Genomic DNA, 26,256 nt, shown 5'->3' on the forward strand with positions numbered 1-26,256 from the left:
TTGAGCCCGGAACCGCTCCTCACTCCAACGGGCGAACGTGCCGCCGGCTCCGGGACGCGGGAAGGGCGGCCTCCCGCGGGTCGGGAAGCCGCCCTCCGGCGGGCGTGCTGGGCTCAGACCAGCAGCTCGCCGACGACGCGCGGCGCAAGCAGGGTCAGCTCGGACGTGACCGTGTCCGCCTCTGCGTCGGGGACGGCGTCAGCCGCGGCGAGGAACAGCGGCAGCGCCCGGTCGTCCCGGAAGGACTCCAGCGCGACGGCGGCGGCCAGCACCCGCTCACGGGCCGGCCGGCCCGGGTCCTCGGCGATGGCGAGCAGCGGGCAGCCGGCGGTGATCCCGAGCCCGCGGGCTCGCGCGGACCACTCCAACGCCCGCAGGACGGTACGCCGCCCCGCCACCTGCAGGGCCGCGGCGAGCACGGCACGCGACTGCGGCCACACCGCGTACGCCCGCTCGAACAGCTCGTCGGCGTCCTCGTCGCGCAGCGACAGCGCCTGCCCGAGCAGAGGCAGGACGTCGTCGGCGGCGACGAGCTCCAGGTAGCGGTCGATCGGCGTCCCGGCCTCCGCGAAGAGCCGCAGCAGGACGGGCAGCTTGATCGCGACGGGCTCGCGGGCCGTGACCTCGAGCACGCGCTCGACGCCCCGCTGCACCCGTCCGGAGGCCAGGGCCGCGTCGACCTCCAGCCCCAGCCAGGAGTCCCGGGTACGGCGGAGCCCGACCTCGTCCTCGACGACGTCCGGCATCGACGCCAGCATCTCGAGCGCGCGCTCGGCGTCGCCCTGCCGGAGCGTGATCTCGGCCTCGTACGCCCTCACGGACAGCCCTGCGATGCTGCGCTGGCGCAGCCGCTCGATCCACACCCGGGCCGCGTCGTAGTCACGCCGTCCGATGGTGACCATCACGCCGACCAGGCACGCCTGGCGCTCGTTGACCGGGGTACCGCCGGTGGCGAGCATCCGCTCCGCCGCGTCCAGCGCGCCGTCCCCCTCGCCGGCCGAGCACAGTGAGCGGGCCAGGTTGGCCAGGGCCTCACCGGGGTCACCGGCCAGCGCCCCGTCCTCGACGGCGAGCCGGGCCAGGTCCGCGTTGCGCTTGTACTTGTCCCGCTCGGTCATGCGGTTCGGCAGGTACCCGGAGTGGACGAGCCGCACCTCGCTGATGTCCTCCTCGAGGGGGACGTCGCCGTCGCGGCCCATGAGCTGCTCGTGGAGCCTCCCGGCCCACCAGCCCAGCTGCGTGCGCACGATCCGGCGGGACCGCATCTGGCTGCCGGCGCCCACTCCGACCACCTCGTTCTCCAGCCGGATCACGCACGACCCCACGTGGCCGGGGATGTCGCGCATCAGGCGCCGGAAGCCCTGCGGGCTCCCGCTGGCCACCTCGTCGGCGTCGACGAAGAAGGCCCACTGCCCCAGGCAGTGCAGCAGGGCCCGGTTCCTGGCGTCGGCGAAGTGGTCGTTCCAGTACCCCGGCACCACCCGGGCACCGGCGGCGCGCGCGATCTCCACGGTGCGGTCGGTGGAGCCGGTGTCGTAGACGACGACCTCGTCGCAGAACCCCTGCAGCGCGGAGATGCTCGCGGCGAGGACGTCCTCCTCGTCCTTGACGATCATGCAGCCCGAGACCAGGGGGCGCTGCGCCGGGCGCAGCGAGCACGTCCCGGCCGCGTCCCGGTGGGACCACCAGCTCTCCGCCGCCACGGCCAGGCGGCCGTCCTCGACGGCCGCCAGGCGGGCGCCGAGGCCGGCGCCGAGGTCGTCGACCCGCGCGAGGTCGGAGGCCCGCGCCGCGAGCACCAGGTCCGCGAGCTCCTCCGCGGCCCAGTGCTCGCCGCGCAGCTGCCGGGACTGCTCCCGAGCGAACGCCCGGAGGCTGCTGCGGCTCTGGACCGACGCGACCGGCGGCACGAGCTGCTGGCGCCCGGCCGCGAGGTCGGTACGCGGGCCGACCGCGGCGACCCCGTCGACGAGCGCGGCGGCCAGCTGGTCCACCGCGTGCGGGGGCGCGATGCAGTCGCCGTCGACGAGCAGGACCACCTCGCCGCGCGCAGCGGCGAGGCCGAGCGCGCGCAGCTCGGCGAGCGAGGCGCCCGCCGGCGCCCGGACCGCCCGGGCACCGGCGAGCGGCCCGACCGGCGCGCCGGCGACCACGAGCACCTCGTCCTGCAGCCGCAGGGAGGGCTTCAGGGAGGACAGCAGCTCGGCAACCGGGCCGGCCGCCGTCACGACGACGGAGACGGGAGGGCGCTGGGCGCTCATCGGCCGGCCACCTGCCGGCGGGACGGGGCGTACGGGGTGCGGCGCATGGTCTTCTCCTCGACGCGTGCGGGCGAAGGCGGGTGGAGGGTCGTCGGACCCGTCAGGTGAGGGTCATCGGCACGAGCACCGGCACCACCTGATGGGGTGACACCAGGCCGGACTCGAGCATGAGGTCCAGGAGCGGCGCGTCCGGGCCTCCGGAGACCGCGGTGCGGTCGGTGAGCAGGAACTGCAGGCGGTCGGCCGGGATCGTGAACTGCGCGGAGCTGACGACGCCTCCGTAGCGCCGCGGCAGCAGCCCGAGCACGGCGAAGAGCTCCAGCGGGGCGCGGGCCGGGACGTGGACGACGTCGTCGCCGAGGGCCGCAGCGATCGCGGCGTGGTTGGCGAGGTTCGCCGGGTGCCCCTTGAACGCGAGCCGGGTGCCGGCGGGGATCGTGCCGTCGGCGCGCAGCGCGGCGATGGCCTCGATCTGGCTGGCGGCGAGCCGGGCGTCGAACTCGTCGTCCCACGCGCCGGTCGCCGTGAAGAGCAGGGCGCTGTCGTCCGCCGCGAGCTCGGCGAGGCCGGCGACCTGCTCGCCGTCCAGCCCGAAGAGGCCGAGGTAGTGCTCGACCTGCTGCGGCGACAGGTCCGGCAGCCCGTCGAAGCTCATGTCCGCGGCGTACGGCTCGAGGTACGCGTGCAGCCGGCGCCCGGGCTCGTCGCGCAGCAGGATGTCGCGCCGCAACAGGTGGTAGCGGGTCGGGAACAGGTGCTGCCAGGCGTAGCTCTGGGCGATGCCCCAGAGCAGGGGCTGGCGGGCGAGGACGGCCCGGCGCAGGTCGTTGGCGGCGGCCGCGACCTGCCGCTCCGGGTCGCGCTGCCGCTTCAGCACCTCGCGCTCGAGCAGGCCGATGTTGCCGTCGTCGTAGAGGTCGAGCGAGATGCGCTCGCGCGCGTCCGGCACGAGGAGGCACAGCTCGCGCAGCAGGGGGACCACGCTCTTGCCCGCGTGGTGCTGGTTCGCGTGGATCTCGATGCGCTCGAACCGGCGGGCCTGGACGAGCCGGCCGACCACGTCGACGAAGTCGCCGCTGACCGCAGCCGTCTGCGGGACGAAGTGCGCGTTGCGGCCCCCCATCTGCTCGGCGGTCAGCGGGAGCCGCAGCCAGGTGGCGACCTTGAACACGTCCTCCCGGTCGGCGCACGCGACGAAGTCGGCGACCTGGCGGAGCAGCGAGAGGCTGGTGGAGTCGACGTAGAGCTTGAGCACCTCACCCTCGACCGGCCGGGCCGGCGTGGTCGCGCCACGTCCGCCGTAGGCCCGGCCGGTGGGCGGGGCCAGCACGCTGCCGGCGGTCACCGGTCGCCCCGGAGGCCCGCGGCCTGCAGCAGCCCGGCGCCGACGGCGTCGTCCTCGAGGAAGAGCTCGGCCCGCAGCGAGTCGACGATGTCCGCGACGATCCGCTCGCTGGCGCGCCCGTCGGCGAAGGGGAAGTGGCGGTGGACCGCCGCCGCGCGCTCGGCCTCCTGCGGGTCCTTGCCCCGGCGGACCAGCTCGAGGAACTCCTCCACGTCGGCCCAGGAACGTGCCTGGTACATCGCCTCGAAGTACGCGCCCTCGGCGTTGGTGCCCGGCCCGTCCTCCCGGCGCAGGTAGAGCAGCGGCTTGCCGGTGGGCATGAAGACCGTGGCGAGCGAGCTGAGGTCGCTCATCATGGCGTCGGCAGCCGCGAGCGCCTCGGTGTAGTCGGCGGTGAGGTCGAGCACGATGTGCTCGTTCTCGTCCGCAACGCGGCGCAGCGTCTGCTCCACCCGGGAGGGGCCGCCCTCGAGCAGGGCCAGGTCGGCGAAGAGCCGGAAGTGCGGCCGGATGATCAGCATGAGGTCCGACCGCTGCAGGAAGCGCTGCAGCATCGGCTGCAGGTAGAGGTGGAAGGTCGACCAGCCGCCCTCCTCCATGCGGAAGTGCGGGTTCCAGAGCACCACGCGGCGTCCCTTGGCGCGAGCGCGCAGCTCCCGGCCCCAGGACCGGGGGGTGGAGCGCAGGCTGACGTCCAGCTTGGGCGAGCCGAGCACTCGGACCGGGGCGTCCCCGGCGGCGCAGTGGGCGGCGTACAGCCTGGCCTGCTCCCGCGACGGCAGGTAGGCCCGCCAGGCGAAGCGCTGCAGCGGGAGGTCCCACAGCAGCTTGGTCATGAGCGCGCCGTCGATCGCGTTGTTGCCGTAGGGGACGGACACCAGGCGGACCCCCCGCTCCGCGAGCACGGTCGCGCTGAGCTCGGCGGGGCGGAACTCGTCGTAGGGGTTGTCCACCACGAGGACGTCGACGTCGTCGAGGAAGCTCGCGAGCCAGGAGCCGTCGCGCGGGTCGTAGCCCTGCTCCCGCAGGAACTGCGCGGTGCTGGCGCCGGTGCCGTCGGCGACGGTGTCGATCGCGGTCAGCGTGAAGTCGAGGTCGGGGTGGGCGGCCAGCTCGGCGCAGAGCGCGGAGACCGAGCTCCACGTCTGGCGCTGCTGGACGAGCAGCACGACGTGCGGCTTGCGGCGCCCGGCGGTCAGGTCGCGGGCGAGGAGCACGTCCCGGCGGCTGATCGCCGCCTCGACCCGGGCGCGGTCGCGCTGGGCCATGAGGACCATGAGGTGGCCGGCGTGGACTGCGTCGGTCGCCGGTTCCGCGGCCTGCTCGGACGGCGCCTCCGCGGTCGCGTCGGTGGCGTCCCACAGCTCGCGCGCCAGCAGTGTCAGCAGCGCGATGGAGCGGGCGTTCTCGGCCTCGTCACGGCCGGCGGGCACGCGGCGCAGCGCCTCGACGGCCTCTGCCTCCGCCTGCCCCACGAGCAGCACCTCGGGCAGGGCGCGGAGGTCGGCCACGGCTGCGGTGCAGATCTGCTGCACGGCCTCGGCGTGGGCCTGGGTGGGCTCGTCGACGCCCTGCAGCGTCAGGACGACCTCGACCGGGTCGTTCGCGGTGAAGACCTGGACGGCCGCGGAGACGACGACCTGCACCTGCGGGAGGGCCAGGTCCTCGATCTCGACGACGACTGCGTGGCGGAGCGGGCTGGCCGCGTCGGCTGGGGTCACGTTCACTGGATCGGCCCAGTGGCGGCGTGACCTTAACGGGTCGTCAAGACCGGCGTGCGCTCGGCCGACACGTACGCGCTGGCGGCCTCGAGGTCCTGCGGGAAGTCGACCTCGACCGCGAAGTGGTCCCCGAGGTCGAGCCCGAGCCAGCGCTCGCCGCGGGTGATGCTCGCCTCGACAGCGGCCTCGAAGTAGTCCCGGTCGTCGGCCCGGCGCAGCTCGGCGACGAGCCGGGCGCGGGTGGCGGCGCTCACCAGGTTCACCCCGATGGCCTCGCCCTGGCCCCCGCGGACGGACTTGGACAGCTCGCGGACGCAGCCGCCGGCGTCGAGGACGTACTTGACCTCCTCGTCCGCCGTCCGGCCGGGCTTCACCCCGATCAGGTTGGCCGTCGTGGACATGACGGCCGAGATCACCGTGTCGGCGAAGGAGGCGGAGAAGACGACGTCGCTGTTGAGCCACAGCGCGCCTCGCCCGTTGTCGGCGCCCGTGCTCTCCAGCCCGACGAGCAGGGACTTGGCGGTGTTGGTCTGGCCGTAGCGCTCGTTCTGGGCGAAGCTCGCCCACGGGAAGCGCTCGCGGAACTCCTCGTGCCGGTGCCCGACCACGAGGGTGAACGTGCAGCCCTGCTCGCGCAGCGGCTCGAGCAGGCGCAGCTGGCGGCCGAGGAGGGTCTCCCCGCCGGGCAGCGGGGTCAGCGGCTTGGGGGCCGAGCCGCCCAGCCGCGAGCCGAGGCCGGCGGCGAGGACGACCACGTCCAGGCCGGAAGGCGGGACGGCGGGAACCATGGGTGCTCCAGGTGTGGCTGGGGGAAGGCCGGTTCTGGGGGTACTGGGGCGCTCGGCAGTCGCCGGGCGCGACCTGAGACGAGGGCGCGCGCGGGTCAGGCGACGTTGGCCGGCGCGTACGCCGCGGCGGCGTAGGCGGGCGTGCGGCCGGACAGCCGGGCCTTGAAGTCGCCGCTCGCGGCCACCTCGGCGAAGTACGCCTCGCGCCGGCGGGCGGCGCAGCCACCGGGGCGGGCGGCGGGGGCCACCATCGAGGGCTCGACCTGGGAGTTGATGCCGTCCTTGAGCAGCGCGAGCGCCTCGGCGCGCATCTGGGAGACGCGGGACTCGCTGACGCCGAGCTCGGCCGCGATCTCCGCCATCGGCCGCTCCTCGAAGAAGTAGCGGACCACGACGGTGCGCAGCCGCTCCGGCAGCACGTCGACCGCGTCGTACAGGTAGCCGACCTTCTCCCGGTGCAGCAGCACCTCGTCCGGCGCCGGCTCGTGCACGGCGACGACGTCGTCGAGGCTGCCGGACTCACCGAAGCCCTGCAGGCTCAGCACGACCGCGCGCTGCACGTCGTCCTCGACCGAGCCGAGCTCCTGGACGGGGACGCCGAGGTGGGCGGCGATCTCGGCCTGGGTGGGCGTCCGGCCCAGCACCCGGGTCAGCTCCTCCTCGGCCGCGTCACGCTTGCGGGCGCGGGTGCGGACCGAGCGGCTGGCCCAGTCGTAGCTGCGCAGCTCGTCGATGAGGGCGCCCCGGATGCGGGTCGAGGCGAAGCGGGCGAACGGCACCCCGCGGTCGTCGTCGTACGAGCGGGCGGCCTGCGCGAGGGCGGCGAGCCCGGCGGAGGAGAGCTCGTCACGGCTCACGTGGGCCGGCAGCCGGCCGAGGAGCTCGCTGACGAGGTACCCGACGAGCGGCATGTGCTCGCGGCACAGCTGCTCCTCGGTGCGGATCGAGCGGAGGGCCGTGCCTGCCGAGGAGCGGGCGTCGTGGCGCGTAGCGGTCATGACCCGGGTCTCGGCGCGAACCGCCGAGTTCCTTGAGCGTTCCGGGGCCGAACCGCCCGCTGGGACTACTCCCTTCGGGGGTACGGCCGGTCCCGGCTGGGCCCTTGTGCCCAGAGCGATGCCCGATTTGGGCCGGGTCCCTGCGCCGGACGGGCGACGACGAACTCTCAGGTCGCCCCGCCGCAGGCCGATCCGGTACCCAGCACCAGTTGTCAGGGCCGGCCGGCCCGCATGGCCCGCGAGGCGGAGGACTACATGAGCTTGGCAGGGGTCTCGAGCACCCTCTGGCGCGAGCGCGAGCTTCTCGAGCTCCTGCTCTTCAAGCTGGAGGAGGAGCAGCTCGTCCTGGCCTCCGGCCGCACGCGGTGGCTCTCGCGGGCCACCAAGGAGGTCGAGATGGTGCTCGAGGAGGTACGCCGCGCCGAGCTCCTGCGCGCGGTCCAGGTCGACGCCGCCGGCGTCGAGCTGGGCCTGGGCTCCGGCCCGAGCCTGCGCGAGCTGGCCGAGGCGGCCGACGAGCCGTGGAAGACCCTGCTCCTCGAGCACCGCCAGGCGTTCCTGACCGCCACCGCCGAGATCCAGGCGATGGCCGAGGCCAACCGCGACCTGCTCACGAGCGGGTTCCGGGCGGCGCGCGAGGCCCTGCTGTCACTCGGTGACGGGGCCGAGACGTACACCGCGAGCGGCGCCCCCGCAGCCGCCGGTCGCTTCAGTCGCCTCGTCGACGAGGCGATGTGACCCCAGCAGCGACATCGCGTGACAAGCGGCCGCACCCGACCCCCCGAAGGATGAGGACCTCCCCCCGATGAGCAGCACGTTCAGCGGTATCAACACCGCCTACTCGGCGCTGGTCGCGCAGCGCCGCGCCCTCGAGACGACCGGCCAGAACGTCGCCAACGTCAACACCCCGGGCTACACCCGCCAGCGCGCGAACCTCGAGGCGCAGGGCGGCCCCGCCGTGCCGGCGATGTACTCGAAGTACGACGGCGCGGGCGACGGCGTCAAGGTCGTCGGCGTCGACCGCATCACCGACACGTTCCTGCAGGCCCGCGCCCAGAACGAGGCGGCCAAGCTCGCCGCGCAGCAGTCGGTCGCCACCTCGCTCTCGCGCATCGAGGACGTCTTCCCCGAGCCGTCGGACACGGCGCTCGGGTCGAACCTCGCCGACACGTGGAACGCGTGGGCGGACGTCGCGAACAGCCCCGGCGACGAGGCCCCGCGCAGCGCGCTCCTGCAGCAGGCGCACACGCTGACCGGCAACATCAACGCCGCGTCGAAGAACCTGTCGGACCAGTGGGAGCAGCAGCGCCAGGAGCTGTCGGTCACGGTCGACGAGGTCAACGTGGCCGCGAAGGGGATCGCCGAGCTGAACCTCGCGATCCGCCGCGACACCCAGGCCGGCGTGCCGGCCAACGAGCTCAAGGACCGGCGCGACGCGCTCGTCGACAAGCTGGCGAGCCTGGTCGGCGCGACCGGACGGCAGGGCGAGGACGGTGTCGTCGACGTCTACCTCGGCGGCACCGCGATCGTCCGCGGCTCCGACGCCGACGCGCTGCGCCTCGACGGCCCGGCGAAGCTCGGTGACGTCACGGCCTCCAGCCAGCTGCGCATCGTCCGCGCGACCGACGGCTACCCCTCCTCGGTCAGCAGCGGCAAGGCGGCCGGCGCGCTGGAGACGCTCAACTCGACCCTGCCGGGCTACTCGCAGAAGCTCGACGCCCTGGCGTCGGGCCTCGCCTCCTCGGTCAACGCGATCTGGAGCACGGGCTACGACCTCGACGGCAACCCGGCGGCCGGCAACTTCTTCGGCAGCTCGGACGGCAACCCGGTCAAGGGCTCGAACATCACCGTGCTCGTCACCGACCCGCGCAAGGTCGCGGCGTCGGGCGACTCGGCCACGCGCCTGGACAACGCGGTCGCCAACAGCATCGCGGCGCTCGCCGGCAAGGTCGACGGCCCCGACGGCGCCTACCGCGACCTGGTCGCGAACCTGGCCGTGGAGTCCCAGACCGCGCAGACCCGGCTCACGACGCAGACCTCGGTCGCGAACAAGGCGGCCGACTCCCTCGAGGCGGTCCGCGGGGTCGACACCGACGAGGAGATGACGAACCTGCTCGCCTACCAGCGTGGCTACGAGGCGGCGGCGCGCGTCATGAACAGCATCAACTCCATGCTCGACACGCTGATCAACATGGTTGGACGGTAACCGGCGATGACTGGCATCTCCCGCGTCACGTATCACCAGCTCGGGATCTCGTCCCTGCGCGGCGTGCAGGGCAACCTCGACCGCATCTCGAACCTGCAGACCCAGCTGTCCACGGGCCGCTCGGTGAACCGGCCCTCGGACTCCCCGTCGGGGACCTCGGCCGCGATGTCGTTCCGCTCGGACATCAAGGCGAACACCCAGTACGCGCGCAACGCCAACGACGGCATCGCCTGGCTCGGGAACGCCGATCAGGCACTGCAGTCCTCGCTCTCCATCACCAACCGGGTCCGGGACCTGGCCGTGCAGGCGGCGTCGACCGGCTCGCAGGGCCAGACGGCGCGCGACGCGATCGCCACGGAGGTCCGGCAGCTGCGCGAGTCGCTGATCGAGACCGCCAACACGACGTACATCGGCCGGCCGGTCTTCGGCGGCACGACGGCGGGCGCGAAGGCGTACGAGAAGAACGGCTCGTACGTCGGCGACACCGGCCAGGTGCTGCGCACGGTGGCCAACGGCGTGCAGGTGCGGGTGGACGGCAGCGGCCCGGAGATCTTCGGCACGGGTGACGAGCAGCTGTTCACGATCGTCAACGACATCGCGGACCACGCGTCCGGTGACCCGGCCGCGCTGCAGGACGACCTCACCCGGCTGGACAAGGCCCTGACCAACCTGCGCAAGGGCGCGGCGGACATCGGCGCGCGCTACAACCGCGTCGAGTCGCTGAAGCAGGGTGCGGACGACCGCAAGCTCACGCTCAACAAGGGGCTCAACGAGATCGAGAGCGTGGACATCGCCGAGGCGACGGTCCAGCTCCAGCTGCAGCAGGTCGCCTACCAGGCGGCCCTGGGCACGGCCAGCAAGGTCCTCCAGCTCTCGCTGACGGACTTCCTGCGATGACGACAGCGCTCTCCGCGCGAAAGGGCTCCGGCGTGGCAGACAGCACCCTCGAGATCGTCCGGACGGGCGTAGGGCACGATGGCCGCGTGGACGCCCAGGTGACCGCTACTTCGCCCGCGCAGCAGGAGCTGCCCTCGCTCGAGTTCCCGTCCGGGCTGCCCGGCTTCCCCGAGGCCCGGCACTTCGCGCTCGTACGCCTCGACGACGCCGGCACGGCGTACTCGCTGCGCTCCCTGGAGCACGAGGAGCTGCGCTTCGTCGTCATGCCGCCCGGGCTCTTCTTCCCGGACTACGCGCCGGAGATCGACGACGAGGCCGCGACCGAGCTCGGCCTCGATGCCGCGGAGGACGCCCTGGTGCTGCTCGTCGTCACCCCCGGCGAGACGGTGGAGCAGGCGACCGTGAACCTCATGGCCCCGGTCGTCGTCAACCTGCGCAGCCACCGGGCGACGCAGGTCGTGCTCACCGGCAGCGACCTGCCGCTGCGCGCGCCGCTCGCCTGACCGGCACATGCCCGACACGCCGGAGCCCGCCCCAGCCGGGGCGGGCTTCTGCGTCCTCACCGAATGCCTGACATCCTTGCCTTTCGATCTGCCCCGCGACCAGAGGAGCGTCCTGTGCTGGTGCTGAGCCGCCGTGCCGGTGAGAGCGTCGTCATCGGCCACGACGTCGTCGTCACCGTGCTCGAGGTGCGGGGCGACGTCGTCCGCGTGGGCATAGCCGCCCCGCGCAGCGTGCAGGTGCACCGCGAGGAGGTCTACCGCGAGCTGCGCGAGGAGAACCGCACCGCGGCGGCCGCCACCTCCGATGCGGCCGTGGCCGCGATCGCAGCGCGCATCGCCGCCCGCGGGCCGGCGGCCGACGCCCCCGCCACCGGGAACGCCGGCAACCCCACGGCCTGACCCCCGGCGTACACCTGCGCCCGGTTGGGCAGGAGCGGGTCATGGCTGACCCGCGCACCGAGAGCGAGCTCCCCGACAGCGGCATGCAGACCGGCAGCGACGCCGGCGAGCCGGGGCTGGGCTCCATCCCGCTGCCGCCGTCCGACGACGACCAGGCGGTCGCCGAGGCGCTCGCCGCCGCGGACGACGCGCCGCTGGTGGACGGGCCGCCCTCGGGCGGGGACAACGAGCCGGACCCGGACACGCCCGTCTTCCGCGAGCCCTGAGCCGGCTGGTCCTGCGGCCGCGGCCCGGGTCACCCGTGGTCGAAGGAGGTCTCCTCCGTCAACGACAGGTGCACGTGGCCGTTGCCCTGCTCGACGTTGAGCAGGTCGATCTGCGTGGCCGCGACGCCCCAGCTGCGTGAGGCCTGCGCCGCGAGGTCCGCGGCCAGCCGGTCGAGCCCCTCGCCGGCCCGGTCGTCGCCGCGGGCCAGCTGCTCGGCGCGGACCGCCGACAGGTACAGCTCCACGCTGGTGCGCAGCGCGGTGCGGGCCACGTTGGCCTTCGACGAACCGGACGGGGCCGCCGCGAAGCGCGCCGCGAGCTGCTCGGCCACCTGCCGCCACTCCTCGAGCTGGTCGGCAGGCGTCGGGCCGGTCGAGCGCTGCGCCAGCAGGCCCTGCGCCACGGGGGTGAGCTGCCCGGCGATGTCGCCCGCGAGCAGGGTCAGCTCGTCGACCTGAGCGGCCTCACGCTGGGCCTCGGCGGCCGACAGCTCCGCGACGCGCTCCTGCACCGACGGCTCGTCGTCGCCCCGGGACAGCGGAACGGCCACCAGGACCGCGACGAGGGCCGCGGCGACGAGGGCCGCCACGAGCCAGGCGCGGCGCGGCCCGGCCCGGTCGTCCGTGGGCGCGGCCGGTGCCTCCGGGCGCCGTGGGGCGCGGGCCGCCCGCTGTGCCGGCATGTGGGACGTCCTTCCCGTCGAGCGGCCGGCCCGGCGACGCGTCGCGCGTCGCCGGGCCGGCCCCTGCTCACCGTGCCGAGGCCTCGGTCAGGAGGCGGTCTCGTCGGCTTCCATCTCCTGGTAATCGGCGATCAGCGCTTCCGCGTCGCGCCGCAGCAGCTGCCGGACCATGAGGTCGCGCAGGTCGCCCTTGACCTGGTTGTTGACCCGGTCCGCGAACTGCTGGAGATGGCTGATCACCCGCTCCTCGCTGCCCATGTCGGCGGCGAGGACGGCCTTGACGAGCCGCTCACGCAGGTTGGCGGCCGTCTTCGCGCTGATCGTGCCGTCCTCGACGAACTGCCCGATGAGCGCGTCGATGTCGGCGAGCGACGTGGTCACCGTGAACGTCACCGTGTGGGCGGTGACGTTGCCGGCGTTGTCCGTCGACGTGACGACGAGGGTGTGCTCCCCGAGCGCGAGCTCGTGGAAGGTGACCGTCGTCCCCGACGCGATGGCCTTGCCGTCGAGGGTGGCGGTCGTCGACGCCACACCGGACGTCGCGTCGCTCGCCGTCCACGCCACGGTGGCGCTGGTGGAGTCGCCGTAGCCGGAGCCGTGGGCCACTCCGGTCACCGCGACGGCGGGCTTGGTGGCGTCCACGGTGACGGTGGTGGAGCCCACCGCGGAGACGTTGCCCGCCTGGTCCGTGGCGCGGTACTCCACCGTGTGCGTCCCGTCGGCGCCCAGCGCCACCGGAGCCGAGTACGTCGACCACGCCGCCGCGCCCTGCATGCGGTACTGCACCGACGCGACGCCGGAGCCGCCCTCGTTGTCGGCGCCGGTGAGGGTCACCGACACCGGGGAGGTGTACCAGCCGTTGGCCCCGTTCGGGGCGGCGGGCGACACCGCCGCGGTCACGGTGGGCGCGGTGGAGTCGGTGACCAGCCGGAAGAAGTCGAACGCCACGGTCACCGGGGTGACCTGCTGGGGGCCGATGGCCATGAGGCCGATCTTGTCCAGCGTCCCGTCGTTCGTCACCGGCTGGCCCAGGGCGGTCCAGGTCAGGCCACCGGTCGTGCTGACCCAGCCCTGGTAGCTGCTGCCCGTCTTCGTCAGGCGCAGGTGGAACCAGCCCGACTCCGTCGACTCGGGGACGTCGACGCTCCGGTTGCCGCCGTTGCCGAACTGCGCGTTGCGCTCGGACACCAGCTCGGCCCCGAGGTTGGTCGCGGCGGTGGAGGCGTTGTTCGCGACGAGGTCGAGCTTGACGTAGTTGTCGTCGTCGCCGTACGCGAGCAGGCCGGCCAGCTGCCACTGGTGGGCCATCGTCGCGCGCAGCCGCGTCTCGATGGTCCAGTTGCCCTGGGGGGCCTTCTGCAGGATGACGTTGCGCGGGCCCTCGTTGGCGGCGCCGTTGATGTCGCCCGGCTGGGTGACGATCCGCAGCTCGCCGCCGGCGACGCTGAGGTTGCGGGCGTCGCCGCGGACGGAGGCGTTCCAGCGGCAGCCGTCGAGCGCGCTGCCGGTGAACTCGTCGGACGGCACGACCGGCCCGGTGGCGTCCGAGGACAGCCGGAACCAGTCGAACAGCGCCGTCGAGTTGGGCGTGCCGGTGTCGCCGGCAGCCATCACGCCGAGGGTGGCGTTCGCCTTGACCGGTGCGGCGCCGCTGAGCGCCGTCCAGGTCGCGCCGTCGACGGAGTACGAAGCGGTGATCTGCGAACCTGCCTTCTTCAGTCGCAGATGGACGGTGTCACCCGCGGAGATGGCGACGTTGTTCGCGTGCCACGTGCGGGTGCCGCCGGTCTCCGTCTGGAACTCCAGGAAGCGGCCGCCTGAGCCGTTGCGCGTGTAGGCCAGCTTCACGTACTCGTTGTCCGAGGCGTGGAGCATGAGCCCGGCGTGCTGCCACTCCCTGTTGTGCGCCAGCGTCAGGCGGGTGGTCGCCTCCCAGTCGCCTGCCGGGGCCGGCTGGCCCACGTAGCTGATCGGGCCGGTCGACGCCTCGTTGATGTCGCCCTGGGTCACGGGAAGCCGGAGCGAGCCGTCCGCCACCGTGACCGGGAAGCCGGTCGCCTGCCGGACGGTCGGCCACCGGGCCGCGTCCAGCGTGCTGCCGACGAACTCGTCCGAGCCCGGCGTCACGCAGCTCGGCAGCGGCGTCGGGCCCGGGTCGGGCTGCGGCGTGCCGTCGACGAGCGTGAAGCCGCTGAACTCGACCTCGCTCTTCGCCGACGCGTGGTGTGCGGTGACGAAGAGGCCGATGTCCTGCACGGCCGCGGCCCCCGCCAGCTGCACAGGGCCGCCGATCGCCGTGAACGTCGTGCCGTCCTTGCTCCAGTAGGCCTGGTAGTTGGCACCGTCACGGGTCAGCCGCACCCACACGGGGTAGCTCGTCGAGCTCGCGCTCGAGGACGCGTCCAGCTGGCCGTTGCCGTCGGTGTCGCGCAGCCACTCGAAGCCGCCGCTGGGCCGCATGCCCAGCGCCGCGTACCCGGGCGAGGAGCCCGGTGCCGCGATGTTGTTGCGCACGATGATGCCGGCCTTGGCACTGTTGTTCGAGTTGCCCTGGCGCTCGATCTTGACGGTGGCGGTCCACTTGTCGTCGGCCCCGGCGGGGCGGTAGGCCGCACCGTACTGGTCGACGGCCTGCCACATGTTGGTGCCGCCGGAGTTGATGATCCACCGGTCGCCGTCCGGCCGGTCGAAGGTGGCCCCGGCGTTCGTGAACGTCTCCCAGCCGGCGAACAGGTCCCCGACCTGCGCGATGACGATGCGCGACGTCGTGCTGACGCCCTTGTCGTTCGTCGCCACCGCGGTGAGCCGGTAGCGGGCCTCCTTCGGGACGTTCCACGTCACGGCGTACGGGGCGGTGGTGTCCGACCCGATCGACTGGCCGTCGACGAAGAACTCCACCTTGGTGATGGTGTTCTCGGCGTCGGTCGCGTCGGCGGTGACCTGGACCGGGCCGACCTCGAGCTCGGCTCCGGCGGCCGGGGCCGTCACGGAGACGACCGGCTTGGTGGTGGCCGAGACGCCCTTGCCGACAGCCTCGATGAAGTTGAGGCGCCGCTCGCCCGCGCCCGGGAAGACGACGTAGAGGGAGAACGACTGACCCGGGTCGGTGACCTGGACCGGGACGTCGACGTAGCTCGTCAGGCCACCGGTCGCGGGGACGCTCGCCCTGCCGAGGACGGGGCCGTCCGCCGCACCGCGACGCAGCTCGACCGTGCCGGCCGTGGGCGCCGCGACGCGCAGGAGCAGCGAGTCCACGCCACGCAGGCTCACCGGGTCGTACGCCGCCCACGCGCCGTTCTGGCCGCTGATCGCCGAGCCGTGGCCCTCCACGTCCCGGGCGTCCGCGGTGGTGATCCCCGTCGCCGAGGCCGAGGAGTAGAACTCGGCCTCGCGCTGCTTCGGGAACAGCAGCGTCGTCGCCGAGCCGGTCAGTGCCGGCACACCGCCCGCGCCGCCCTTGTCGGTGTAGCGGGCGTCGAGGACGTAGAAGACGTTCATCCCCTCGCCGTGACCGCCGCCGAGGCTGGTGGTGGCGGTGCCCTTGCGCCCGGAGAGCGGCTCGGACGGGTGGGCGTGCTCGTCGTGGCCGAGAGCCGGCTGGATCACGATGTCCGCGTCGGCGATCTGCGTGTCCTCGGCGTCGGTGACCTCGACGTCCCAGCTGACCTGGTCGCCGAAGTCGAAGAACCCTCCGTTCGGCGGCAGGTTGAACGTCACCTGCGGCCGGGTGTTGCCGACCGTGATCGGGACGGTCGTCGTGCCGTCCTTGCCCTCGGGGTCGGTCACCGTGAGCCGGGCGTCGTAGACGCCGTTCGCGGTGTACGTGTGGGTGGCGGTCGGCGTGGTGGCGTCCGTGGTGCCGTTTCCGTCGAAGTCCCACGCGTACGTCAGCGCCGCGCCCTCGGGGTCCTTGCTCGCGGAGCCGTCGAACTGCACCACGAGCGGGGCGTGCCCGGAGTCCGGCGTCGCGGCCGCCTCGGCGACCGGGGAGCGCGAGCCCGAGATGTAGTCGATGCGGTGCAGTCCGGAGTTGGGGTTGTCACGGCCGTAGCCGCCGCCCCAGTCGAGGACGTAGAGGGAGCCGTCGGGGCCGAACTTCGAGTCGATCGGCGCCAGGAACTGCTCGTTCGGCAGGAACGGGTTGGCCTTCTCGATGCCCGTCTGGCCGTCCTTGAGGACGAGCGAGAACATGCGGTTGCGCGCCCAGTCGTAGAAGAAGGGCTTGCCCTCGTAGTACTGGGGGAACTTCGTGTCGGAGTCCAGCTCCGGGTCGTACTGGTAGAACGGGCCGCCCATCGGGGCGAGGCCGCCGCCCTGGTTGATCCCGCCCTGCACGGACGAGCGCTGGTAGCCGTACCACATGGTCGCGGGCTTGGCCGCCGGCAGCTCGGTGAGACCGGTGTTCTTGACGGAGTCGTTGATCGGGGCGTTGCAGTTGAAGAACCCGCCGACCGTCACCGGGCTCGTGGTGTAGTCGACGTCGCGGAAGGGCTCGTTGTTGCCCATGCACAGCGGCCACCCGTAGAAGCCGGGCTCCTTGACCAGGTTGTACTCGGCGATGCCCGCAGGCCCCCGGTTGGCGAGGTTGTCGGTGTTGTTGTCCGGCGAGTAGTCCGCGACGCCGAGGGCGCCCGTCTTCTGGTCGATGGAGAACCGGAACGGGTTGCGGAAGCCCATCGCGTAGATCTCGGGCTTCGTCTTCGGCGTCCCCGGGGCGAACATGTTGCCCTGCGGGATGGAGTACGTGCCGTCGGGCTCGGGCTTGATGCGGAGCACCTTGCCGCGCAGGTCGTTGGTGTTCGCCGACGTGGCGCGCGCGTCGTGGAAGGTGTTCGGCCGCTCGGACAGCGGGGCGTACCCGCCGGAGGGCTCGGAGTGCGGGTTCACGTCGTCGCCGACGCCCAGGTAGAGGTTGCCCTGCGCGTCGAAGTCGAGCCCGCCGCCGGTGTGCCCCGGCTCGTCGGGCAGGCGGCTCGCCGGGACCGTCAGCAGCACCTTCTCCGTCGCCCGGTCGATCTGCGAGTTCGGGCCGACGGTGAAGCGGGAGAGCCGGCTGAACCAGTTCGCGGGGTTGGTGTCGTCCGAGGACGCCGGGGCGTAGTAGACGTACAGGTAGCCGTTCTCGGCGAACTTCGGGTCCAGCGCGATGCCGAGCAGCCCGTCCTCACCGCCGGAGTAGACGGGGATCGTCACCGCCGTGGAGGTGGTGCGGCTCGTGGGGTTGTAGACGCGGATCTGCCCGCGGACGAGCTCGGTGAAGAACACCCGTCCGTCGGGGGCCACGTCCATCGCGAACGGCGCGCTGGTGTTCTCGTCCAGCGCGACCTTCTCGAACTCGCTCCAGTCGGTGCCGCCGCAGTCGCCCTCTTCGAGGCCTGCGGCCCACTTCACGCCGCCGAGGATGTGCCGGACCAGCGCCGGCTCCTGGTAGTGCGCACCGAAGTGGCCCATGCCGGTCATCCACGCGCGGCCGCCGTCGTACGGGCGGCACCAGGAGATCGGGTGGTCGTACCCCATGCGGTTGCTGCCGGGCTCGTACGTCGTCTCGTCCATGGTGGCGAGCACGTGGGCCTCGCCGCGCACGTTGGCCGAGTAGTTGTACCACTCGTCGGCGCGGTTCCAGCGCTGCGGAAGGTGCTTGGTGGAGGGGTGCACCTGGTCCTCGACCCGCACCGTCCCCGGCAGGCCCGGGCTGTTCCCGGTCGCCGCGTGACCGGGCATCAGCGCCCCGATCATGGTGTCCCACCAGGCGTAGTTGCCGCGCATGTCGGTGGCGTTGTGGATGGCGACGATGCCGCCGCCGGCCCGCTGGTACCGCTCCAGGGCCGCCTTCTGCTCCGCGTTCCAGGGGTCACCCGACGTCTGGAACATCACGAGGGCGTCGTACTTCGCGAGCTCGGCGTCGTTGAAGACGGTGGAGTCCTCGGTGTGCACCGAGTCGATCCCCTCGGCCTGGAAGGCCGCCTGGAGCACGGGCGTGCCCTGGACGATGGCCTCCGTGTGCCGGAACTGGGTCGTCTTGGTGAAGATGAGGACGAGCGGGTTCTCCGCCTCCTCGGACTCCGCGGCCTGGGTCGGCGCGGCGGGTATCAGCGGGAACATCAGGGCGGCGGCACACGCCGCGCCCAGTCGTCCCCACAGGCGACGTGGGACGTGCATGGAAGGTCCTCCAGCGAAGTGATTCGACCACGGGTGACGTCGTTGTTCCGCTGCCGCCGGAGCGGCAGTTTGGTCGAGCTCAGGCGGGCGTGCTCACCTCCAGGTCTCGCAGGAACGTGAGGCCGTCGGTCGCGATCGCGTCCTGGGTCGGGGCGAGCCGGCGCCAGATCGACGCCGCTGTGGCGATCGAGGCGTTCTCGGAGGTGAAGGACTCGATGCACAACGGCCCGGTGTAGCCCGCGTCGTCGATCGCTGCGAGGATGCCGGGCCAGTCGAGGTGGTCCGCGCCCGGCGCTCCACGGTCGTTCGCGCACACCTGCACGTGCGCGATCCGCCCCGCGGCGCGGCGGATCGCGGCGGCGACGTCCTGCTCTTCGATGTTCATGTGGTAGACGTCGAGCAACAGGCCGCAGCCCCGCGCCGGCAGGGGCGCCAGTGCCTCGAGCGCCTGGTCGACCGTGTTGATCAGCGAGGTCTCGTACCGGTTCAGCGGCTCCACCGCGACGGTGACACCGGCGGTCAGGGCGTGCTCGACCACCGGGGTGAGCCCCTCGGCCAGCTCCCGGTACGCCGCGGCGCGCTCCCCGTCGCTCATGCGCCACGTCCGCCCGGTCGCGGCGTAGGCAGGGCCTCCGACGACCGGTGCTCCCACGGTGTGCGCCACGTCGACGACCCCGCGCAGGTAGTCCTGCGTTCGCCGCACCGTCTCCGCGTCGGTCGCGACGAGGTCCCGCCCCGGCGCCATCACCAGGCAGACCGACGCGGCGAGCCCCAGCTCGTCGAGCAGCCTGCGGGTGGCGACCGGGTCCCAGTCCCCGAGGCTCTCCACCGGGAGCTCGATCACGTCGAACCCCCATTCCTTCACCCGGGGGGCCAGCTCGCGAACGGCCGCGTCGGTCAGCGGCGACGTCCAGACCCAGGTGTTCACGCCCAGCGTGCGAGGCAAGTCGTCCTCCGGACAGGTGCGCTGGCAGGAAGGCGGGTGAGCGCTCACCCGCCGGACGAGAGCGGCCGCGGGGACGGTGTCCCCGCGGCCGCGGGTGGGGCTAGGAGCGGTCCTTCCAGGCCTGCGGGTAGCCTGGCAGGTCCTCGCCGCCGAACTTCGCGTAGTGCAGGCTCGGCATGTCCTTGTTGGCCTCGAGCATGCTGTCGAGGGTCTCCGCGGTCACCGGCGACTGCGGGAGCACCCACTCCTTGGGCACCGGCTCGCCCTTCCAGATGCGGACCGCGGCCTCGATCGGGGTGCGCCACTGGAAGTTGGAGTACGCCGGGCCGATCGCCGTCATCCCGGTCTCCTTCCACTTGCGCAGGAAGCTGAGCTCGTCCTCGCCCACCATCACCGGGTAGTCCTTGCCGGCGTCCTCGAACGCCTCGACCGCCGCGACGGCGCCGTCACCGGCGTCCATCCAGATGCCGTCGACGTCCCCGCGCTGCAGGTACTGGGTGACGATGTCCTTGATCTTGGCGGCGTCGCCGCCGGTGAACTCGTCGCCGAGCACCTCCAGATCGCTGTTGTTGAAGATCTCCTGAGCGGCGGCCCAGCGGTTCTCCAGGACGTCGACGCCGGGCAGGATGCGCAGGGCTAGGACCTTGGAGCCGGGCTCGAGGTTCTCCACCAGGAACTCGGCCCCGTCGGCGCCGTAGGCGTAGCCGCCGATCGGATGGATGAACGTCGTCATGCAGTCGGTGTTGACCCCACGGTCGAACACGATGACGGGCACACCGCTCGCGCAGGCGGCCTCGACCGCCGGCGTGAGCGTCGCGGTGGTCGACGGCGACACGATGATCGCGCCGCAGTCGCCGCTGTCGACGAACGCCTGGATGTCGGAGATCTGCTTGTTGTCGTCGTCCCCGGCGTCGGAGACGCGGAACTCGCCGATCTCACCACTCTGCTTGTAGACCTCGACCTGCTGCTGCATCGTGATCCAGCCGGTGACGCGCCAGGGGTTGGACACCGAGGCGTTCGAGAAGCAGAGCGTCTGCGGCCCCGACCTCTTGTACTCCGTGGTGTCGACGTCCTCCGGCTCGATGGCCTGCAGCCACGGCTTGGAGTCGTCGCCCTCCGGCGTCATCTCGCGCTGGGCCAGCTGGCGCTCGTAGTCCGCGCGGACGAACCACTCGCCGTCGGCCTGGCCCTCGGCGGCAGGCGTCGCCGCGGCGCTCGCTCCGGCGTCCCCTTCCGCGCTCGTGCCGGAGGCCTCCGGGTCGTCGGTGGAACAGCCGGTCAGGGCCAGGCTCGCCGCAGCAAGCCCGGCGAGCACGGTCTTGGGAACTCGCAAGGCGTCGCCCTCCTAGATAGAGACGTCGTTGTCGTGGAATCGGGCAGGGAAGCCCCAGCCGGCGGCCTGGCGGCCGCTGGACGGGAGGTGTGGGGGTGTCCGACGGGGCCTACGCGACGCGCTCGGGGACCGGGTCGTTGGCCGTCTCCGTCGGAGCCGGTGGCGGGGGCCGGTGACCGCGGGCACGGGCGGCGTAGGCGACGGCGGCGATGATGATGACGCCCTGGAGCGCCGGGCGGGCCGTGGTCGGCATGTCCAGCTGGGTGAAGAGCCGCTCCAGCGCCTGGTAGGTCAACGCGCCCGCCATGGCGGCGACGACCCACCCGCGCCCTCCGCCGAGGACCACGCCCCCGAGGACCACCGCCGTGATCGCGGTGAACTCGAGGCCCTGCCCGACCTGCGCGGACACCCCCGCGAAGCCGCCGATGAGGATCGCGGCGACCGTCGCGAGCACGCTCGACAGCACGAACGCGAGCGTCCGCGCCCGCCACACCCGCACCCCGGCGAACGCGGCTGCGGTCGGGTTGTCGCCGGTCGCCATGAGCGTCCGGCCGTAGGGGGCACGCATGAGCAGCACCGCGGCGACGCCCAGTGCGATGGCGATCAGCAGCGCGTAGGGCAGCTGGCGCACCACCGGCATGTCGATCCCCGACCGCCCCCACTGCCGGAAGCTGTCCGAGAGCGCTCCCGTGGGGGCGCCGCCGGTCCAGAGCCGGACCGCGCCGGCCAGGATCAACAGCATGCCGAGCGTCGTGATGAACGAGGGCACCCGCAGCAGCGTCGTGATGAGCCCGTTCACCAGGCCGACCAGGATCCCGAACGCCAGCATCAGGGCGATGACCGGCCAGGTCCGGCCGTCCTCGCCGTCGATCAGCTTCGCGGCGATCACCACCTGGGCACCGACCAGGCTGCCGACCGAGAGGTCGAACTCGCCGGACACGATGACGAAGTACTGGCCGATCGCGAGCACGATCAACGGCGCGGCGTTGCGCAGGAAGGCCATCAGCGACGGCGGCTCGGCGAACGAGGGGTTGAGGAAGGTGATCGCGACGAGCACCACGATCAGCAGGGCGAAGACGGTCCCGCTCCCGCCGCCGAACAGCTCCAGGGCGGACCTGCCGACCGCGGAACCGCGGTTCGTACGTGCGGGCTGGGTCGTGGCCTGGCTCATGCGCGTGCCTCCGGGATGCCGGCCCGGGGCGCGTCCTGCAGCGGGGGCGGCGCCGCCCTGCCGTGCCGGCCGAATCTGGCGCGTACGGCGTGCCGGTCGATCTGGCGGCGCGCGTACAGCGCCACCGCGACGATGATGATCGCCCCGCGCAGGACGTCCCGGAAGAACGGGTCGATCTGCAGGAGCCGGAAGACGGTGTCGAGGACCGCCAGGATCAGGACGCCGGCGATGGTGCCCGCGATCCCGCCCCGGCCGCCCATCAGCAGCGTCCCCCCGAGGACGACCGCCGCGATGGAGTCGAGGTCGTAGCCGGCGCTGTAGATCTGCGCCGCCACCCCCGTGCTGAACCGCGACGCGAGCAGCAGCCCCGCAACGCCGGCGGTCATGGAGCACAGCACGTGGGCCACGATCACGGTGCGGTCGGTGCGCACGCCGGACAGCCGCGCGACCTCGTCGTTGCCGCCCACGGCGAACATCGAGTAGCCGGTACGGGTGCGGCGCAGCAGGACGATCCCGGCCACCGCGACGGCGAGCATCACCGCGGTCGACACCGGGACCATGCCGATGCGCGTGTAGCCGAAGTTCTGGAAGCTCTCGGGGATCGCTCCCGCCGGGCCCTTGTACTCGGTGTCGAGGTAGCCCCGGATGACGAGCGCCACGCCGAGGGTGGCGATGAAGGCATTGACCTTGAGCTTGGTGATGATGAGCCCGTTGACCAGCCCGACGCCCGCGGCGACCGCGAGCGCGGCCGCGATCCCGAGCGGCACCCGCGCCGGGTCGCCGTCCATCGTGGTGGCTCCGACGAGGCTGCTCAGCGCGGCGACGTAGCCCACGGACAGGTCGAGCGACCGGCACAGGATGACCAGCGTCTGCCCGATCGCGATGAACCCGAGCACGCTGGAGCGCGTGAGCATGTCGACGACGTTGCGCTGGGCCAGCAGGTTGTCGCCGTCGGCCGCCACGAGGACCGCGCCGATGACCAGGATGCCGAGGAGCGCGAGGTAGATGACGCCTGTCGTGCCCAGCCGGACCGGGGCCCGGCGGGCCGCCGGCTGTGAAGCCGGGCGCGGCGTCCTGGCCTGCTCCGTGAGCGTCATCGCGTCGCCCCAGCCGTCATCGGGCGGGCTGCCAGCGTCATCACGGACTCCTCGTCGACGCCGCCGGGCAGCGAGCCGCTGATCTCGCCGTCGTGCAGCACGATGATGCGGTCGGACATCCCCAGCAGCTCCGGGAGCTCGGAGGAGATCATGACGATGGCGACGCCACGGGCGCACAGCTCGCGCATCAGCTCGTAGACGGCGCGCTTCGCGCCCACGTCGATGCCGCGGGTCGGCTCGTCCAGGACCATGACCGCCGGGTCGGTCGCCAGCCACTTGGCGAGGACGACCTTCTGCTGGTTGCCGCCCGACAGGTACCTCACCTCCCGCGCGCCGCTGCGCGCCGTGAGCTCGAGGGAGGACAGGATCCCGGGGATCGACCTGGCCCGCTTGCCGGCGGCGCCGGGCAGGACCGCATCGAGGACCAGGCGGGCGTTGGACATCACCGACTGGTTGAGGGCCAGGCCCTCCGCCTTGCGGTCCTCGGTCACGAGCGCGAGCCCCGCGCGCACCGCCTCCCGGGTCGAGGAGGGTGAGACGAGCTTCCCGTCGAGACGCACCTCGCCGCGGGTGAACGGGGCGACGCCGAACAGCGCGTGCGCGATCTCGGTGCGGCCACTGCCCTGGAGGCCGGCGAGGCCGACGATCTCGCCCGCGCGCACCTCGAACGAGATGTCGTTCACGTGGTCGTTGCCGGCGCCGGTCACCGCCAGCCGGACCGGCCCGATCGTCGCACCCGGCAACGGGTCGGGGAAGAACGTGCTGATGGAGCGGCCGACCATCTTGCGGACCAGCTCGTCAGGGGTGATGCGCTCCGTATCGGTCGTCGTGACGACCGAACCGTCCTTCAGGATGGTGATGCGGTCGCAGAGGTCGAAGATCTCCTTGAGCCGGTGCGAGACGTAGAGGACCGCGATACCGCGCGCCCGCAGCGTCCGCGTGAGGCGGTAGAGCAGCTCCACCTCGTGCTCGGCGAGGGCAGCCGTGGGCTCGTCCATGGAGATGATGCGGGCGTCGTAGGACATCGCCTTCACGATCTCCACGACCTGCTGCTGCGCCACCGACAGCGAGCGGACCCGCGTACGCGCGGCGATGCCCGTCACGCCGAGGTCGGTGAGCAGCGCGTCGGTGTCCCGGTCCATCCGTGCGACGTCCACGAGCCCGCGCCGGCGCGGCTCCCGCCCGAGGAAGACGTTCTCCGCCACGGTGCGCTCGGGCAGCAGGTTGAACTCCTGGAACACCGTCGAGACCCCGGCATGCTGTGCCTGCAAAGGGTGCTCGAAATGCACCTGGCCGCCTGCGAGCTCGATCGTTCCCGCGTCCGGGGGATGCACTCCGGCAAGTATCTTCATGAGCGTCGACTTGCCGGCGCCGTTCTCGCCGACCAGCGCGTGCACTTCTCCGGCGCGCAGCTCGAGGTCTACGGCATGCAGCACCTCGACGCCGAAGAAGGACTTCGACACGCCCCTCATCTGCAGCAGCGGGGCCTCGGCCGGGCTCATCGGGCACGCCCGGGCAGCGGCACGGGCGGGGCGCAAACAGGGTGGTTCTCCAACATGTTTGCGCTCACACGAGAGGCAGCGTGCACCGGTCCGCGCGGGATGACAGGGGGGAGGTGCATGGCCCCCGTCGCCTGCGTCAGTGCCCGCCGCGACGTTGCGGCGTACTTCACTGGCATGCCACGCACCTTGGTGGACCCAGCCGTGCGGAGTCAAGAGAAAGTTATGAACTCGTGGCCGTACTTCTTCGTGAAGAACGCGAAAGTAGTGCCCCCGGGTGCCCCTGCCTGCGCCGTTCCGGCGGGAAGCGGCCCGCGCACCGCGCATTTCTTTGCCGCCGCAACCGTCGCCCTGCCGGTGTCACGGCTCCACCTGCGATTGAGGTTGTGTGCTTCGGCGAACGCTGCTTCCCTGCAACCGACAGCAGATGTTAGGTTGCGCGCCGACCCCGATCGAGGCGCTGCGGCCCGTCGCGCTGCGCGCCACCGTCTCCCCCGAGAAGGTTGCCGTGAGCCTGCCCGAGCGCCGGTGGCACGTGACGGTGGACCTGCGCGTGGACCGCCCGCCGCACGACGAGGAGATCGTCGTGCTCGCAGACCGCCTGGACGACCTGACCCTCTCCCCTGCCGAGGAGGGCTGCGACCTGCAGGTGCGTCTCACCGTGCAGGACACCAGCCCGGTGTCCGCCGGGGCGACGGCCCGCGCGATGGCCCAGTCCGCCATCCGCCGCACGTCGCTCCAGGTCTCCGGTCGGCCCGCCCTCACGGTGGTGATCGACGGGCTGCCCGGGTCGCCGGGCCAGGAGGGCCGGCCGCAGCACTGACCGCGAGCCCGCCTACGCGGCGAGGTGCCGGTCGAAGAACGCCACCGTCCGCCGCATGGACGTCGGCCACTGCGGCCCGAAGGCGTGCTCCTCCCCCTGGTACTCGTACATCGTCACGTCCTTGTCGCGCCGCTCGAGCGCGTCTCGCGTGGTCCGGGACCACTCGATGGGGCAGGTCGAGTCGGAGGTGCCGTGATGGATGAGCACGGGCTCGGTCACCCGGTCGAAGTACGTCCGGGGGGAGACCCCGCGCCAGAAGGCGGGGCTCTCCTTGGGCGTGCCGTAGCGGTCGAGGATCTCGCCGGCCAGCTGCTCGTCGTCCCGGGTCCAGCGGTTGAAGTTGTCGATCGTGCTCGAGCTGACCGAGGCGAAGACGACCGCGGCGTCGACGAGGCCCGGCTGCGCGACGAGCGTGTTCAGGGCGATGCCTCCGCCCATCGACCGGCCGAGCAGGCCGATGCGCTCCTTGTCGACCGCTCCCAGGCCGGACCTGCGCAGGGCGAGGACCGCGTTGACGACGTCCTCGGTGTAGCCCAGGCGCATCGTCACCTCGTTGTCCGGGTCGTCGGACGACTGGGCGTGGTTCCGGTAGTCGGTGTGCAGGACGACGTACCCCTCGCGGGCGAGGTAGTCCTGCTCGCGGCGCAGGCCCTGGCCGTTGACGTAGATGTCGGTGTCGATGTGCCCGTGCGCGAGCACGAGCGCGGGGAACGGACCCTTGCCCCGCGGCACGTTGAGGATCCCGGAGATCGTCAGCTTGCCGCTCCGGTAGGTGACGTAGTGGCGCGTGTAGGCGCTGTTGCGGTCCAGCGTCCGGCCGACCTTCAGCCCGCGCCCGTCGTACTCCTTCTCGAACATCGCCGGCAGCGAGACGGGGTCGGGCTTCGCGGTACGCGAGGGCGTGGGTGTGGCGCTCCCCGACCGGCTGGGCGTCGGGGACGCGCTGGGCGACGGAGCGGCCTCCGGCGTCACCGGGGTCACGGGGGCGGACGGGGCCGCCCGGTCGACAGGCGCCTCGCCCCCGGCCGTGTCAGCGTCGGAGGACGTGCACCCGGCCAGAGCCGTGGCGAGCGCGAGGAGCAGGGCGGGCGTCCGGCGTACGTCCATGCCCCCATGCTGCCCCGCCGGCCGCCCGGGCGCACCCGGGCATAGACCGGGCGC

General features: G+C 72.6%; 19 protein-coding genes and 1 pseudogene. 7 read left to right on the forward strand and 13 right to left on the reverse strand.

The window, feature by feature from the left end:
- Positions 1 to 113: 113 nt before the first annotated feature.
- The 5 genes from G9H72_RS13310 to G9H72_RS13330 all read right to left on the reverse strand — a co-directional run bounded on the left by G9H72_RS13310 (position 114) and on the right by G9H72_RS13330 (position 7,113).
- Positions 114 to 2,261, reverse strand: coding sequence for a glycosyltransferase (locus G9H72_RS13310; protein ID WP_166171849.1), 2,148 nt, complete (start codon positions 2,259 to 2,261; stop codon positions 114 to 116).
- A gap of 100 nt (positions 2,262 to 2,361) precedes the next feature.
- A complete protein-coding gene (locus G9H72_RS13315; RefSeq protein WP_166171851.1) occupies positions 2,362 to 3,606 on the reverse strand; it encodes a hypothetical protein in 1,245 nt (414 codons plus the stop codon).
- Positions 3,603 to 5,327: a CDP-glycerol glycerophosphotransferase family protein gene (locus G9H72_RS23035; protein WP_166171853.1), complete on the reverse strand. Its 1,725-nt coding sequence runs from the start codon at positions 5,325 to 5,327 to the stop codon at positions 3,603 to 3,605. Before G9H72_RS23035 ends, G9H72_RS13315 begins: the two co-directional genes overlap by 4 nt.
- 32 nt (positions 5,328 to 5,359) lie before the next feature.
- Entirely contained in the window at positions 5,360 to 6,115 is a 756-nt protein-coding gene (locus tag G9H72_RS13325) for a phosphocholine cytidylyltransferase family protein (protein ID WP_166171855.1), read from the reverse strand.
- 95 nt (positions 6,116 to 6,210) lie between these two features.
- Positions 6,211 to 7,113 (reverse strand): sigma-70 family RNA polymerase sigma factor, encoded by a 903-nt coding sequence (locus G9H72_RS13330; RefSeq protein WP_166171857.1) that lies wholly within the window; start codon positions 7,111 to 7,113, stop codon positions 6,211 to 6,213.
- 255 nt (positions 7,114 to 7,368) lie between these two features.
- On the opposite strand from G9H72_RS13330, the gene flgN reads away from it, so the two are divergent.
- From flgN to G9H72_RS13360, 6 genes are all read left to right on the forward strand, one after another.
- Positions 7,369 to 7,851 (forward strand): flagellar export chaperone FlgN, encoded by a 483-nt coding sequence (flgN, locus tag G9H72_RS13335; protein ID WP_166171859.1) that lies wholly within the window; start codon positions 7,369 to 7,371, stop codon positions 7,849 to 7,851.
- A gap of 67 nt (positions 7,852 to 7,918) precedes the next feature.
- Positions 7,919 to 9,319 (forward strand): flagellar hook-associated protein FlgK, encoded by a 1,401-nt coding sequence (gene flgK, locus G9H72_RS13340; protein ID WP_166171861.1) that lies wholly within the window; start codon positions 7,919 to 7,921, stop codon positions 9,317 to 9,319.
- Between the two features lie 6 nt (positions 9,320 to 9,325).
- On the forward strand, positions 9,326 to 10,216 hold the full coding sequence (gene flgL, locus G9H72_RS13345; protein WP_166171863.1) for a flagellar hook-associated protein FlgL: 891 nt from the start codon (positions 9,326 to 9,328) through the stop codon (positions 10,214 to 10,216).
- Between the two features lie 32 nt (positions 10,217 to 10,248).
- Positions 10,249 to 10,719 carry a flagellar assembly protein FliW gene (gene fliW, locus G9H72_RS13350; RefSeq protein ID WP_331272280.1) on the forward strand — a complete coding sequence of 157 codons (471 nt, stop codon included), beginning with the start codon at positions 10,249 to 10,251 and terminating at the stop codon, positions 10,717 to 10,719.
- 114 nt (positions 10,720 to 10,833) lie between these two features.
- Positions 10,834 to 11,118 (forward strand): carbon storage regulator CsrA, encoded by a 285-nt coding sequence (gene csrA, locus G9H72_RS22460; protein ID WP_166171867.1) that lies wholly within the window; start codon positions 10,834 to 10,836, stop codon positions 11,116 to 11,118.
- Between the two features lie 41 nt (positions 11,119 to 11,159).
- A complete protein-coding gene (locus G9H72_RS13360; protein ID WP_166171869.1) occupies positions 11,160 to 11,384 on the forward strand; it encodes a hypothetical protein in 225 nt (74 codons plus the stop codon).
- Between the two features lie 29 nt (positions 11,385 to 11,413).
- On the opposite strand, the gene G9H72_RS13365 is transcribed toward G9H72_RS13360, so the two are convergent.
- The 7 genes and pseudogenes from G9H72_RS13365 to G9H72_RS13395 form a co-directional block, all read right to left on the reverse strand.
- A complete protein-coding gene (locus G9H72_RS13365) occupies positions 11,414 to 12,067 on the reverse strand; it encodes a hypothetical protein (RefSeq protein WP_166171871.1) in 654 nt (217 codons plus the stop codon).
- An 87-nt stretch (positions 12,068 to 12,154) separates the two neighbouring features.
- The gene (locus tag G9H72_RS13370; RefSeq protein WP_166171873.1) at positions 12,155 to 18,226 is read right to left on the reverse strand and encodes a ThuA domain-containing protein; all 6,072 of its coding nucleotides are present in this window, start codon (positions 18,224 to 18,226) and stop codon (positions 12,155 to 12,157) included.
- Between the two features lie 79 nt (positions 18,227 to 18,305).
- Positions 18,306 to 19,172 (reverse strand): sugar phosphate isomerase/epimerase family protein, encoded by an 867-nt coding sequence (locus G9H72_RS13375; RefSeq protein ID WP_166171875.1) that lies wholly within the window; start codon positions 19,170 to 19,172, stop codon positions 18,306 to 18,308.
- A gap of 100 nt (positions 19,173 to 19,272) precedes the next feature.
- Positions 19,273 to 20,505 (reverse strand): substrate-binding domain-containing protein, encoded by a 1,233-nt coding sequence (locus G9H72_RS13380; protein WP_166171877.1) that lies wholly within the window; start codon positions 20,503 to 20,505, stop codon positions 19,273 to 19,275.
- 108 nt (positions 20,506 to 20,613) lie between these two features.
- Positions 20,614 to 21,676, reverse strand: a pseudogene (locus G9H72_RS13385) (ABC transporter permease); the annotation flags it as partial.
- Positions 21,673 to 22,773, reverse strand: a complete 1,101-nt coding sequence (locus G9H72_RS13390) for an ABC transporter permease (protein WP_166171881.1) — start codon at positions 22,771 to 22,773, stop codon at positions 21,673 to 21,675. The pseudogene G9H72_RS13385 and the gene G9H72_RS13390, both read right to left, overlap by 4 nt.
- Positions 22,770 to 24,275 (reverse strand): sugar ABC transporter ATP-binding protein, encoded by a 1,506-nt coding sequence (locus G9H72_RS13395; protein ID WP_166171883.1) that lies wholly within the window; start codon positions 24,273 to 24,275, stop codon positions 22,770 to 22,772. Before G9H72_RS13395 ends, G9H72_RS13390 begins: the two co-directional genes overlap by 4 nt.
- Positions 24,276 to 24,699: 424 nt before the next feature.
- Between G9H72_RS13395 and G9H72_RS13400 the strand changes: the two genes are divergently transcribed.
- A complete protein-coding gene (locus tag G9H72_RS13400) occupies positions 24,700 to 25,095 on the forward strand; it encodes a hypothetical protein (protein WP_166171885.1) in 396 nt (131 codons plus the stop codon).
- 12 nt (positions 25,096 to 25,107) lie between these two features.
- On the opposite strand, the gene G9H72_RS13405 is transcribed toward G9H72_RS13400, so the two are convergent.
- Positions 25,108 to 26,202 carry an alpha/beta hydrolase family protein gene (locus G9H72_RS13405; protein ID WP_166171887.1) on the reverse strand — a complete coding sequence of 365 codons (1,095 nt, stop codon included), beginning with the start codon at positions 26,200 to 26,202 and terminating at the stop codon, positions 25,108 to 25,110.
- Positions 26,203 to 26,256 lie beyond the last annotated feature (54 nt).

It is taken from the genome of Motilibacter aurantiacus, from assembly GCF_011250645.1.
GTDB lineage: Bacteria > Actinomycetota > Actinomycetes > Motilibacterales > Motilibacteraceae > Motilibacter_A > Motilibacter_A aurantiacus.